At 64.9% G+C, this 13,206-nt stretch carries 13 protein-coding genes; 7 read left to right on the top strand and 6 right to left on the bottom strand.

The genetic code is table 11. From position 1 onward, the window contains the following. Nucleotides 1-25: 25 nt before the first annotated feature. The gene (locus ACPUD7_RS11885) at nt 26-754 is read right to left on the bottom strand and encodes a CDP-alcohol phosphatidyltransferase family protein (RefSeq protein WP_167854353.1); all 729 of its coding nucleotides are present in this window, start codon (nt 752-754) and stop codon (nt 26-28) included. Nucleotides 755-1,059: 305 nt separating this feature from the next. Here ACPUD7_RS11885 and ACPUD7_RS11890 point away from each other — a divergent pair, with 305 nt between their 5' ends. The 3 genes from ACPUD7_RS11890 to ACPUD7_RS11900 all read left to right on the top strand — a co-directional run bounded on the left by ACPUD7_RS11890 (nt 1,060) and on the right by ACPUD7_RS11900 (nt 4,073). After that, complete coding sequence (locus ACPUD7_RS11890) at nt 1,060-1,203, top strand: GPGG-motif small membrane protein (RefSeq protein ID WP_167854354.1); 144 nt, start codon at nt 1,060-1,062, stop codon at nt 1,201-1,203. A gap of 100 nt (nt 1,204-1,303) precedes the next feature. Beyond that, a complete protein-coding gene (locus tag ACPUD7_RS11895; protein ID WP_425120018.1) occupies nt 1,304-2,437 on the top strand; it encodes a formylglycine-generating enzyme family protein in 1,134 nt (377 codons plus the stop codon). A 130-nt stretch (nt 2,438-2,567) separates the two neighbouring features. Then, on the top strand, nt 2,568-4,073 hold the full coding sequence (locus ACPUD7_RS11900) for an acetyl-CoA hydrolase/transferase family protein (protein ID WP_135538055.1): 1,506 nt from the start codon (nt 2,568-2,570) through the stop codon (nt 4,071-4,073). A gap of 36 nt (nt 4,074-4,109) precedes the next feature. On the opposite strand, the gene ACPUD7_RS11905 is transcribed toward ACPUD7_RS11900, so the two are convergent. Beyond that, nucleotides 4,110-5,381 (bottom strand): SLC13 family permease, encoded by a 1,272-nt coding sequence (locus ACPUD7_RS11905; protein WP_425120019.1) that lies wholly within the window; start codon nt 5,379-5,381, stop codon nt 4,110-4,112. Between the two features lie 425 nt (nt 5,382-5,806). On the opposite strand from ACPUD7_RS11905, the gene ACPUD7_RS11910 reads away from it, so the two are divergent. From ACPUD7_RS11910 to ACPUD7_RS11925, 4 genes are all read left to right on the top strand, one after another. Further along, the gene (locus ACPUD7_RS11910; protein ID WP_425120020.1) at nt 5,807-7,174 is read left to right on the top strand and encodes a purine-cytosine permease family protein; all 1,368 of its coding nucleotides are present in this window, start codon (nt 5,807-5,809) and stop codon (nt 7,172-7,174) included. A gap of 89 nt (nt 7,175-7,263) precedes the next feature. Then, nucleotides 7,264-8,526 carry a histidine kinase gene (locus ACPUD7_RS11915; RefSeq protein ID WP_425120021.1) on the top strand — a complete coding sequence of 421 codons (1,263 nt, stop codon included), beginning with the start codon at nt 7,264-7,266 and terminating at the stop codon, nt 8,524-8,526. Then, complete coding sequence (locus ACPUD7_RS11920) at nt 8,523-9,197, top strand: response regulator (protein ID WP_135538061.1); 675 nt, start codon at nt 8,523-8,525, stop codon at nt 9,195-9,197. Before ACPUD7_RS11915 ends, ACPUD7_RS11920 begins: the two co-directional genes overlap by 4 nt. A 113-nt stretch (nt 9,198-9,310) precedes the next feature. Further along, nucleotides 9,311-10,462: a fatty acid desaturase family protein gene (locus ACPUD7_RS11925; protein WP_425120022.1), complete on the top strand. Its 1,152-nt coding sequence runs from the start codon at nt 9,311-9,313 to the stop codon at nt 10,460-10,462. 10 nt (nt 10,463-10,472) lie between these two features. Here the strand turns inward: ACPUD7_RS11925 and ACPUD7_RS11930 are convergent, their stop codons facing one another. The 4 genes from ACPUD7_RS11930 to ACPUD7_RS11945 all read right to left on the bottom strand — a co-directional run. Beyond that, nucleotides 10,473-11,249 (bottom strand): hydrolase, encoded by a 777-nt coding sequence (locus tag ACPUD7_RS11930; RefSeq protein ID WP_425120023.1) that lies wholly within the window; start codon nt 11,247-11,249, stop codon nt 10,473-10,475. After that, nucleotides 11,209-11,604: a hypothetical protein gene (locus tag ACPUD7_RS11935; protein ID WP_425120024.1), complete on the bottom strand. Its 396-nt coding sequence runs from the start codon at nt 11,602-11,604 to the stop codon at nt 11,209-11,211. The genes ACPUD7_RS11930 and ACPUD7_RS11935 overlap by 41 nt, the downstream gene beginning before the upstream one ends. 289 nt (nt 11,605-11,893) lie before the next feature. Next, a complete protein-coding gene (locus tag ACPUD7_RS11940; RefSeq protein ID WP_425120025.1) occupies nt 11,894-12,571 on the bottom strand; it encodes a hypothetical protein in 678 nt (225 codons plus the stop codon). A gap of 216 nt (nt 12,572-12,787) precedes the next feature. After that, the coding region (locus ACPUD7_RS11945; RefSeq protein ID WP_425120026.1) for a transposase at nt 12,788-13,206 on the bottom strand (419 nt) is incomplete at its 5' end.

Here is a 13,206-nt window from a genome sequence, read left to right on the forward strand (position 1 = left end):
AGTATAGGCAGGTTGCCTGCGGTGATCAGGGATGCCGACCCGGTCCAGCAGCGTCGTGAACAGCAGAGTGGTGGCGTTCGAGCCAGACGATGTCACGCCCGAACGACCAGCTCAGCGCCGTCACAGCAGCACCCGCACAGGCGAAGCCGAACCATGGATGGGCCTGCGCCGGGGGAGAGCCCGCTGCGATGAGCAGAATGCCCTGCGCCGCTGCCACGACCTTGCGCATCCGCGAATACGGAAGCTTCTGCTGCCATTGCGTGCGCACGGCAGTGATCGCAGTGAACACGTAGTAGTACAGTCCCGGCAGCACCGTCCACACACCCCACAGCGGGATGAGGGCGAGGGAGAAGAGGAGGACGAACAGGGCATCGACGGTCTCATCGAAGGCCGCTCCCGCCTCGGTGGCCCGGGTGCGGCGGGCGATGTACCCGTCGAGGGCGTCGAGCGCCAGCGCCGCGGACCCGACGGCCACAGCAGACCAGCTCAAGCCGGGACCATCGGTGAGGAGCAGAGAGACGCAGACGACGGCGAGTCCCAAGCGCGTGGCCGTGACCGCGTCGGCGGGGGTCCACGGCGCACCGCGGCGCAGGCGGGCGACGCCGCCGATGGCCAGGACCGCCAGTGCCGCAAGTCCGCAGAGCAGAGACGGCTCGATGAGTGCGGCGACGATCACCGAGGCGGCCAGCAGCGACCACGGCAGAGGACCGTCCACGACGGCATCGGCACCGGTCGTCGTCCGTGTCCGCAGCACCGTCGTCCCCGTTCTCGTCTGGCGTTCGCCCGTCGGTTCGACCCAGACACTGCGGTCGCAGATTGCGATCGCCCGGGCAGGCTGTCCGTTCTCACCCTAGACGATGGGATGACCCGAATCGGCGCTGCCGAAACGATTGCCGGAGGAGACCGGACCGGTCATTCGCCGGTCACGGCTCAGACACACGACGATCACTGTCGAATGCGACACGGCGTGTTGCCGAAGAGGGGCTGGGCAAGCGTGCTGTGCCGTGTCAGGATGGACGAACCTCGAATGAGGTGTTTCAACAGAACTAGGAGCTCATCATGGCTTTCATCCTCTGGATCATCGCAGCGATCCTCGTCATCTCCGGCATCTTCGCGATCTTCCGCAAACAGCTGCTGTGGGGCATCGTCCTCATCGTCGTCGGCTGCCTCGTCGGCCCCGGCGGAGTCAGCGTCTTCACCTGAGTCGCACACGTCGGACTGTCCCCGGCACCGACTGAAGTCATAGGGTGATCCCAGAACCTGCACCATGTCGGCAGGACCAGAGCGAAAGGGGCACTCACACGTGACGAAGAGCGGAGACCCGCAGGCGGCCTGGGACCGGGTCATCACCCGGGACCCCAGTGCTGCCGAGGAATCGAACGGGGCCGGGGAGCCGAGCGGGCACGCATGCTGTGCCCCAGCCGCCACCCGTCGCGTCCCCGGCACGAACGCCGAGGCGACCGCTCCGTCCGACACAGATGTGGACTCCGCGGCCCGCCATGAGGAGCCCGCACCGGGCGAGGCCCTCGGTGAAATTCGGGGCAGCACCCCAGCTGCGTTCGCCGGGTTCGCCTTCGATTTCGTCAGCGCCGGAGGCGACTTCGACATGGGGGACCCCTACGGCGACGGCCACCCGGCAGACGGGGAGGGCCCGCGCCACAGGGTGAGTCTCAGCGCATTCGCCATCGCCACGACGAGCGTGACGAACGACGATTTCGCCAGGTTCGTCGCCGACACCGGATTCACCACCACAGCTGAGCGTCTGGGCACCTCGGCCGTGTTCGCGATGCTGCTCGAATCGAACCCGCAGGCACACAGCCACGTTCTCGGACAGGCCCCGGGCGTGCCCTGGTGGGTCGAAGTCTCCGGAGCGCACTGGGCGGCACCCGAGGGCCCCGGATCATCGATCGAGGGCCGTGGTGATCATCCCGTCGTCCAGATCAGCTGGGACGACGCACAAGCGTACTGCGCCTGGTCGGAGACTCGACTGCCGACCGAGGCCGAATGGGAATGCGCCGCCCGCGGCGGACTCAAGGGCCGACGCTACCCCTGGGGAAACCGTCTGCTCGTGGACGGACAGTGGAACTGCAACATCTGGCAGGGTGATTTCCCCCGCACGAACACCCTCGACGACGGGTTCATCGGCACTGCTCCGGCCCGCCATTACGAACCCAACGGGCTGGGCGTATTCAACACCGTCGGCAACGTCTGGGAATGGTGTGCCGACTGGTTCGAACGCGACTACTATCGGCGCTCGCCCCAGACCGATCCCCAAGGTCCCGAGACGGGGGAGAAGCGGGTCATGCGCGGAGGCTCGTTCCTCTGCCACGACTCATACTGCAACCGCTACCGAGTCGCAGCGAGGTCATCGAACACCCCGGACTCCTCGGCCTCGAACATCGGGTTCCGGGTGGTGCGCGACATCGATTCGGTCTGAGCGCCCGGCATCGGCACAAGCTGAGCGGCGAACAACGCCCCCTGCCGCCGGGCACCGGCTTCGGTCCCTCCCAGGCAGTAGGAACGACCTCGGCGACGGCCGCGGGAGTGCGCCCGATAGACTGCAGGCCATGTCGAGAATCACCTGCCCCGAACTGAGTACGAAGACCGTCCCCGCTGAGACCGCCGCACGTCATATCGACAACGGCCAGCGCGTGGCGATGAGCGGATTCACCGGTTCGGGCTATCCGAAGGCGGTGCCCGCAGCGGTGGCCGACCGGGCACGTGCCGCGCATGAACGCGGAGACGACTTCAGGATCGAACTGTGGACGGGCGCCTCGACGGCCCCGGAGCTCGACGGAGTGCTCGCCGAGGCGCAGGCGGTGAGCAAACGACTGCCCTTCCAGTCCGATCCGGCCATGCGTGCGGCGATCAACTCCGGTGACACGGCCTATGTCGACACCCATCTCAGCCACTCCGCCCAGCAGGCCTGGTTCGGGTTCTACGGCAACCTCGATGTCGCGGTCGTCGAAGTCGCGGCGATTCTGCCCAACGGAATGCTCGTGCCCGGCAGCTCCGTGGGCAATTCGAAGACCTGGCTCGACCTGGCCGACAAAGTCATCCTCGAAGTCAACGACTGGCATCCACGCGGATACGAAGGCTTCCACGACGTCTACTACGGCACCCGCCGCCCGCCCGAGCGGCTGCCCATCCAGCTGCTCGAGCCCATGCAGCGCATCGGCGACCCGTACCTGCGCGTCGACCCGGCAAAGGTCGTCGCCGTCGTCGAGACGAATGCGCCCGACCGCAACCTGCCCTTCAAACCCGCGGACGAGGATTCGAAGGCGATCGCCAGCCATCTTGTGGACTTCCTCCGCCACGAGATCGCCGCTGACCGACTGCCGCCGGAGCTGCTGCCGCTGCAGTCGGGAGTGGGCAATGTCGCCAATGCTGTGATGGGCAACCTCGCCGACAGCGAATTCGAGGGTCTGACCGCCTATACCGAGGTCATTCAGGATGGAATGCTCGACCTCATCGACAGCGGCAGACTCGCCTCGGTATCGGCGACGGCGTTCTCCCTGTCCGCCGAGCGAGCCGCGGAATTCAACGAGAAGATCGAATCGTACAAGGGGCGCATCCTCCTGCGCACCCAGGAGATGTCGAATCATCCCGAAGCCATCCGCCGCCTCGGCATCATCGCGATCAACGGGATGGTCGAAGCCGACATCTACGGCAACGTGAACTCCACACACGTGAGCGGTTCGTCGATCATCAACGGCATCGGCGGGTCCGGCGACTTCGCCCGCAACGCCTACCTCAACTTCTTCGTGTCGAACTCCCAAGCCAAGGGCGGGGCGATCACCGCGATCGTGCCGTTCGCCAGCCACATCGACCACACCGAACACGACACTCAGATCCTCGTGACCGAACAGGGGCTGGCGGATCTGCGCGGGCTTCCACCGGTCGCACGGGCGCGCAGGATCATCGACAGCTGCGCCCACCCGGATTATCGTGACCGGCTCACCGACTACCTCGATCGGGCGATCGTCGCGAACCCGACGGGGCGGCACACTCCGCATATCCTCGGCGAGGCTCTGTCCTGGCACGAGAAGTTCCAGACGAGCGGGCACATGTAGGCCGGCGTATCGGTCCCCTCCGACGAGGGGCCGATATCAGCTGCCGATCGCCGTCGGCACGGCTGCGACTGCCCACGCCAGACCGGGCCCGATGAGGCACATGAGTCCGGCGTAGCCGATCATCTGCTTGTAGTAGTGGTCGCGAATGCTCGAATGGACGTTGGCCAGCAGCATCGCGCCGTTCGTGGAGAACGGGCTGATGTCGACGATCGTTGCGGAAATCGCAAGAGCCGCGACAAAACCGCCGACGTGGACCTCGCCTGATTCCAGAAACGGCACAGCAAGGGCGATGACGACCCCGATGATGGCCAGAGACGAAGCCAGGGCCGAAATCAGGCCCGACATATAGAACAGGAGCAGTGCCGCCAGGAGCGGCACGCCGATCGCCGAAATGCCAGCGGACACCCATTCGACGGTGCCGGCCTCCTGCAGCACTTCGATATAGGTGAGCACACCGCAGATGAGAATGACGATCGGCCAGGACACTTGCGTCATCGCGGCTTTGCCTGCGGCCGGATCGATGGCGGCGAGTGCAATCGAGATCGTGATCGTCACGAGTCCGACGTCCCAGCCGAAGACGATCACGGCCAGAGCCATCGCGGCGAGCCCGATCAGCGTCGGAATCTGGGAACGTGTCAGTCGGGTGGTCGGATCGACAACCGTCTGCGCGGTGGAATCAGCCTGGTTCAGGGCGTCGTCTGCCTCCGCGCGCAATCCCGGCCTGCGCCGGAGGACGAGGAAGACGACCACGGCAAAGGCGACGTTGAAAGCCAGTGGGGCAAGGAACAAGGACAGCGGTGTGGCAGTGAGCCCGTTCTTCGCCAGATAGTCGTTGATGAAGATGCCGTAGACGCTGATCGGGGAGAAGGCCCCTGCCAATGCCCCATGCACGACGAGCAGACCGACCATGAACTGATTGATCCGATGCCGGCGTGCGAAGGACAGCGCCAAAGGAGCAATGATGGCTACGGCGAAGAGCGCCCCGAGGGAGATGAGGATCGCAGTGAGCGCGAAGAAGATCCACGGCATGAAACCGACGCGCCCACCGACGAGCTTCACACACCAGTGAACGATCACTTCGATGGCTCCATTGTTCTGCGCGAAGCCGAAGAGGTAGGTCAAGCCCACGAGGGTGAGAAACAGGTCGACGGGAAAACCGGCAAGGAATTCCTCAGGGGCCTGATGCAGGACGAGGCCGCCGACTCCAGCCGCTGCGATGAATCCGAGGAAGCCCATATTGATGTCCCTCCACGTTCCGATGACGAACATCAATCCGAGGACGACCACGCAGATCAGTTCTGGACTCATAGACTCAGCTTCTCCTTCGATCTTCAGCCGGCGAGGGCCGTCCGTCGCCGGGCACCCGGCTCAAATTAGTACATGTCACCTGGCGCGAACATCCATATTCGCCATGTGAACCCATCACGCCGGCTCGGAGGCAGTGCTGCAGCTCTTGAATCACCACTTTGGACAATCAGGAGCCGAATTCATACACGACGGATAGTGCGGTCGATCACAAACTCGTTAGTGTGGCAGTCAGCCTCATCCGAACGTGCGTGAGACCCACCGGATCCGCGCGCCGTCCACTGTCCCTCCGCCTGCGAAAGGTCGCCGTCGACCATGAACGAATCCACACCGGCCTGCGCCGACCGCCGGGACCATGGCCACACAGAACCTCACGAGCACGATGTGCTCACGACGGTCTCGGCCACCGGCACCGAGGAGGCCGCACAGTGAGCTGGTACCGCCGACTCGAGAGCCGCCTGGAGACCGGGCAGGATTCCGGTGTCATCCGCGGCACCCTGAGCGGGAGACGGATGTTCATGATCTGGCTGGCCGCGAACCTCGTCGTGACCACGATGCTCACCGGCACGCTGTTCGTCCCCGGCGTCGACTTCTCCACCGCGGTCGTCGTCATCGTCCTCGGCACGGTCCTCGGCACGATCGTGCTCACCCTCATCGGCAACATCGGCACCCGCACCGGGCTCGCCACTATGGCTATCACCCGCGGAGCCTTCGGCGCCAAGGGCAGCTATCTGCCGGTGGCGGCGAATGTCATCATCCTCATGGGGTGGAGCTGGGTGCAGGCCATGCTCGCAGGAATCAGCGTCGACTACGTCGTCGCTCAGACCACGGGATTCTCGAACCCGATCCTCTTCTCCGTCCTCTGTCAGGCGCTCGTCGTGGGCCTGGCGATCCTCGGGCACGAAGGCATCGAGAAGGCCGAGCCCTGGTTCGCCCTCCTCATCCTCCTCGTCATGGCCTATGTGTTCGCTGTCGCGTTCACCGGCCATTCGACCGCAGAGTATCTGCAGATCGAGAAGGACCCGGGCCTCGGCTTCACCCCGGTCCTCGCCCTGGACATCGTCATCTCCACCGCGATCTCATGGACCGTGCTCTCCGGCGACCTCAACCGCTTGGCCGGCAGTCAGCGTTCGGGGATCGTCGGTTCGGGACTTGGCTACATCACCTCGACCGTGTTGGCAATGCTCCTCGGCCTCACGGCCTTCACCTTCATCCTCATCGACGAGGGTGCGCCGGCACCCTTCGACCCCACGGCGCTCGCCGATGAGTTCGGATGGGCCCTGGCGATCGTCATCTTCCTGTCCGTGATGGCGACGAACACCATGGTGGTCTACGGAATGGTCAACTCCGTCGTCGGAGCGCAGCGCAGGACGAAGCTGAAGTTCCTGCCGGTGGCACTCGTCCTCGGCGCGATCTCGGTGATCGGGTCGACCTGGCTGGCGCTGCTCGACCAGTACACGGACTTCCTCACCATGATCGGCGCCTTCTTCGTCCCCGTGTTCGCGATCCTCATCGTCGACTACTACATCATCAAACGCGGGGTCTACACCCGGGACATCCTCCGCGACTCCGGGGGACTCTACGCCTATGCCCGCGGAATCAACTGGGTCGCCGTCGGCGTGTGGGTCATCGGCGCGTGCGTGTCCTACCTGCTCACCTACGTCTTTCCGAGTCCGATCGGGGCGACCATCCCATCGTTCTTCATCTCGTTCCTCCTCTACCTCGGACTGTCATGGTCGAGTCGCGCCCGGTTCGCCGGCGCCGAGGCGGGACACCTGGCACGCATCAGCGGCTGAGGCCCGCTGTTTGCTATTGTCGGTGACAAGAGCGCGCCAGGTTCGCTGATCACAGCAGTCGACCGGAAGCACGGAGGGAGCCGCTGCCTATGGTCGTCAACCAGATGTTCGGTCGGTTCCTGCCCGCGAACCGCCGGCTCAACCCTGCGGCTCTGGGATGGATCGCCGTCGTCATCACCGCGATCGGCATGGTCGCCATCGAATCCTCGATCGCGGTCGGCATCTACGAAGCGCCCGTGGCTCTGGCCTTCGGCCTCAGCCTCATCCATGCCGGCACGATGCCGTTGTCGATGCTCCGTCCGCTCTTCGGGGCCATCCTCTCGTCCTTCGCCTGCGCCGCCCTGCCGCTGGTCGCGTCCCACATCTCCGGAGCCCCCTGGCCGTGGATGGTGCCCGCGCTGATCACGCAGATCCTCGTCATCCTCATCATCGGTCTGCGGGCGCACTGGGGCATCGCTCTCTCCGCCGTGCTCGGCAGCATCGGCGCATCCGTCCTGGCTGTGGTGATCGGGCGCTGGCTGTTTGGCCACGAATCCTCCGATTCCGCGATCATCAACATCATGATCTACGCCTGCATCGCCGGGGGAATCTACGTCGCGGCCGTGGTCGTTCAGCAGTGGAATCTCATCCGCTCCCAACTCCTGCAGGAGCAGGAGAACACGGCAGCAGAGCACTCGAAGCGCGTCACCATCGAGGAGAAGGCCCGGATCGCCCGCGAGCTGCACGACATCGTCGCCCACAGCATGTCCATCATCAACATCCAAGCCTCCAGTGCACCATTCCGCCATCCCGGCATCGACGCGGACGTGACAAAGGAATTCGAAGACATCTCGACCTCGGCCCGTGCTGCGCTGACCGAGATGCGCGGTCTGCTCAGCGTGCTGCGCAATGATGATTCGACCCACGAGCTCGCCCCGCAGCCGAAACTCTCCGACGTCGAGGCCCTCGTCGACCATGCCCGTCACGCCGGGGTCCACGTATCCCTCGAACGCAGCGGAGAACCGGTCGAGGCTCAGCTGCGCGAAAGCACCGGACTCGCCGGTTATCGCATCATCCAAGAAGCGCTGAGCAACGCCATCCGGCACGCTCGGAACTCGCACATCACCATTCGCATCGGCAGCGGCGGCGGTGCGGTGCGGATATCGGTGACCAACACTCGGGGCGACGGTCCCAGCGAGGTCGCCCAGCACGAATCGCACCGCGGGCAGGGACTGGTGGGGATGCGCGAACGCGCCGGCTCCGTCGGCGGCGAGATCCGCAGCGGCGAAACCGGCACGGGCGGGTTCGAAGTGGAAGCGGTGCTGCCCCTGAGCCTGACCGAACCCCAATCGAAGAGAGACGAGCGCGCATGATCCGCATCATCATCGCCGATGACCAGGCCATGGTCAGGGCGGGGTTCGCAGCGCTGCTCGACGCCCACCCCGACCTCGATGTCGTCGGCCAGGCCCAAGACGGTCGCGAATGCGTGGCGCTGGTTGCCGAGCAGCGGCCGGACATCGTCCTCATGGACGTGCGGATGCCGACGATGGACGGCATCGAAGCGACCCGGACGATCGTCGCGGATTCCCCGGCCACCTCGGCGACGGGACCGCGGATCATCATGCTCACCACCTTCGACATCGACGACTACGTCTTCGATGCGATACGGGCCGGCGCCAGCGGATTCCTGCTCAAGGACGCTCCACCCGATGAACTCGCCGAGGCAGTCCGCATCGTCGCCTCCGGCGAGGGCCTGCTCGCCCCGAGCGTGACGAAACGGGTCATCGAACACTTCGCAACGATCCCACAGACGCCTCAGCCGCCGAACCTCGCAGAACTGCCGGAGCTGACCGATCGCGAGCGGGAGATCCTCGTGCGTGTCGCCCGCGGGGAATCCAATACCGAGATCGCCGGTGCACTCGTCATCGCCGTGCAGACCGTGAAGACGCACGTCTCCCGCATCCTGTACAAACTCGACGCTCGCGACCGGGCCCAGGCCGTCATCGCAGCCTACGAATCAGGTCTCGTCGTTCCCGGCAGCTGAGTCCGAGTTCCGAGGTTCCACAGTCCCCTGCTGTCACCCCCTACCCGGGTAGGGGGCCGAAACGGCACCGTAGGGTGACGCGCAGGCAGGCAGCGCACTATAGCGTTGAGGATATGAACTCCTCCGACATGCTCACCACCTCCCTCCCGACGCCGGCCGCGAATCCCGCCGCCCGCGCCGAGGTGCTCGAACGGAGGCGTGCCAAGCGCGGCACCGCGGAGCAGGAATTCACCAGCGACTTCAGCGCGCTCATGGCCCAGGTGAAAGAGGCCGGACTGCTGGCCCGGCGCCCGGGCTGGAATGTGCTGCGATTCAGCCTCCTCGCAGTGGCCTACATCGTCGGCTTCGCTGTGCTCTTCCTGCTCGGCGACAGCTGGTGGCAGATCGCGACCGCGGTCTACTTCGGCGCGCTGTTCACCCAGACGGCCTACGTCGCCCACGATGCTGCCCACCGTCAGATCTTCACCAACGGCAAGGTGGGGGAGTGGGTGTCGACGATCATCGGCAACCTCTTCATCGGGCTGAGCTACGGCTGGTGGCTGAAGAAGCACAATGCTCTCCACCACGCCAACCCGAACAAGGCCGGTGTCGACGGCGACATCGCACCGGGAGCTCTCGTGTTCGTGGCCGAAGATGCGCAGAAGCGCACCGGCTTCGCCAAATGGTTCGCCGCTCGGCAGGGATGGGCCTTCTTCCCGCTGCTGACTCTGGCTGGACTGCAGCTGCATGTGCAGTCGGTCCAGGCCATCCTCAAGGGACAGTCATCGATCAAGCGTCGTTGGACAGAGGGCATCCTCATCGCCGTTCGGATCATCGGGTTTCCCGCCCTCGCGATCTGGGCCGCCGGTCCCGTGGTCGGCAGCGTGTTCTTCCTCGTCCAGCTCGCGGTCTTCGGCATCCACATGGGCGGTTCCTTCGCCCCCAACCACAAGGGCCAGCCGATCGTTCCCAAAGACGTCAAGATCGACTTCCTGCGCCGTCAGACACTCATGTCACGCAACATCTCCGGTGGACGCCCGATGGGCTTCCTCATGGGCGGGCTCAACTACCAGATCGAACACCACCTGTTCCCGAGCATGCCGAGCGTCAACCTGCACAAGGTCCAGCCCATGGTTCGCGAGTACTGCCGTGAGAAGGGCATCAAGTACACGGAGACGACGCTGTTCGAGTCCTTCGGCATCATCGTCCGCTACCTCAACCGAGTCGGTCTCGGCCAGGCGGATCCCTTCGACTGCCCGGTCACCGCGCAGTTCCGCTCACGTTGAGCACCTGGCCTCAGGTGAGGTCGTCGTGGGCGCCGGAGACCCACTCGGCATAGCGCTGCGCCGAGGTCTGCACCGCTGAATGCGCCCCGGCCGAGATGACTTGGCCGAAGTTGCCGTACATCCGATCGAAATCGAGATCCGCCACCGAGACGGCGATGCGTCGGACGACATTCGCCGACAGCGGCAGATAGTTCGGGAAGCTGCGCATGAAGGTCACCCATCCCTGTCTGGCCACGGGACCGATCGAATCGCCGCTGAGCATGACCCCGACACCGTCTTGGCCGCGCCACAGTGCGATCGCGCTGCCGGCGAAATGTCCGCCCACGCGCTGCAGAGTGACCGAGGGCAGCGGTCGGGCCTCGTGATAGTACTTCCAGATCCTCTCATCTGTGCGCTGCAGCCACTCGGCATCGGCCCGGCAGACGAAGACGGGTGCCGCACCGAACGCGGCACTCCACTCGAGCTGGAGTCCGAACATGTGCGGGTGGCTGGCCGCGATGGCCTGCACTCCGCCGAGCTCGGCTACCGCAGCGACGGCCTCGGCGTCGATGTACGGAGGGACATCGAAGAGGAGATTCCCCTCAGCGGTCTGCGCGAGGTAGCAGGTCTGGCCGATGCCGAGCTTCGGCTCGACCCGCAGCGCATAGAGTCCGGGCTCGCGTTCGGAGATGGAGACGCGGTGGCCCTCGGACTCGAGCTGTTCACGGGTCGTCCAGATCTGTCCCTGATCGGGCATCCATTGGCGCTCATCGGCGCAGATCGGACACTGCTGCGGCAGAGGGGCCATGGTCTCCACCCCGCAGGTCCTGCAGATCGTCACATTGGTCAGTGCGCTCATCTCCGTGCCACCTCCTGTGTCGAGGATAGTCCCCGTTGCCGCTGTCCACGAGGATAGTCCCAGGACCGCTGAGCTTCTTCGCATGCGCGCGGAGATGGCCGACGATGATGAGGACGATGCCGAGGGCGAACCATCCGAGGAGCACCCACCACTGCGTCGCCATGGGCGAGTCGGGGAAATAGGAGAGATCGCGCAGAAGCGTGCCCGCCGCACCCGGTACGAAGAACTGCCCGATATCGCCCCAGGCGCCGACGAGAAACTCCTTCGGCTGCTGCAGCGATGAGATCGGGTTGCCGATGAACATCGTGAGGATCGCACCGACAGCGATGCCGGTCGTCCCGATGAGTGAGACGAATCCGTTGATGAGTGCTGCAGTCGATGCGACTGCGAGACCGGCGGCGAGGACATTGAGCCCGAAGCTGCCCTGGAGGATTCCGAACCACGACTGGAGGATGAAGGGTCAGTGCCAGACCGCCGACGGCTCCGTAGACGACGACGGCGACCGACCGCATCCGTCGCGAGTGGACGAGCATGCAGGTGAGCACGCCTCCGATGATGCCTCCGATGGTCAGCGGCAGCCCGGCGATGGCCAGTCACGCCCCGGTCGAATCGTCATCGTACAGCGGCACGACATCGGTGACTTCGACCTGAGGAACCTCGATCGCCGAGGCATCGGCAGGCTGCCGGTCGGCTTGCGGCCCCTCACCCGGCTGTCCGGGCTGTGTTCCGGCGCCAGGCTGTGAGGCCGCCTTGAGTGCGTCCTGCATCTGCTCAAGCCCGTGCTGCATGCCCGAAATCGCCTGCTTGTCGATCTGCTGCTGCATCGTCGAGGCCATCGCCCGCAGCTGCTGCGCGACAGCGGGCGAGGCCGCTGATGAGACGAGGATCTCCGGCTCGTTGCCGAGGACGAGGGTGCCGTAGACGTCCCGGTCTCGGATCATCGTCTCGGCCTCGGCCCGGGTATCGGCGTCCTTGAGATCGAGCATCCCGTCCGGTGCGTTTTCGGTCAGTTCGTCGATCTGCTCCTGATCTCCGACCGCGGCGATCGGCAGATCCTTCGGATCCGAGGTGACGGTCGGCCAGCTGAAGGCGAGGAGGATGAGGCTGACGATCGCCGCGGCGAATACGGCGATACCGATCGCGCGCCCGATGCTGTGCTCGGGCAGCCTCGAATCGGCCTCGGCGGACAGGCGGTCGGAAGTGTCGTCATCGCCGCGGCCAGCGGTGGGGAGGCTCGTGCTCTCCGAACTGCGGAGAATTCTCGTGGCCATGAGAGTGTCCAATCATCGAAAACGAATGCTCGTTCTTTTTACGCCTTCCGGTATGATTTATCAAGAATGGTCGTTCGTTTTTTTGGGGGGGTGCCCCTATGGTTTTCGTCAAGGGGTGACCAAGATTTCTTCGAATAGTCTTGCCGGCTGATGCTGGGCAGGACTGATTGGTCCGGGACGCAGTCTCGGACTGGACGTGGGTGCTTCGGAACCTGTCTACGCGGCAGTGGCCTCCATCGGTACGTGGAAATAGGAACCGTCACGCAGCATCGCGAACAATACGTTGCAGCGTCGACGAGCCAACGCGATCAGAGCCTGGTTATGCTTCTTGCCCTGGGCACGTTTCCGGTCGTAGTACGTCCTCGACAACGGGTCTTTCAACGCTGCGAATGCCGAGAGGAATAGCGCCCGTTTGAGGACTTTGTTGCCACGGCGGGACGAATGATCACCACGGATCGACGTCCCCGATCGCCACGTCACCGGTGCCAAACCGGCGTAAGAGGCCAAATGCCCGGCAGTGGCGAAGTCCTTGCCCACGACCTCGGTCAGGATCCTCGCCGCTGTCCTGACGCCGACTGCCGGCATCGATGTCAGGAGCTCGAAAAGAGGATGCGATTCCACCAACTCCTCGATCC

The organism is Brevibacterium sp. FAM 24630 (genome assembly GCF_049804075.1).
In the GTDB taxonomy this organism is placed as follows: Bacteria; Actinomycetota; Actinomycetes; order Actinomycetales; family Brevibacteriaceae; genus Brevibacterium.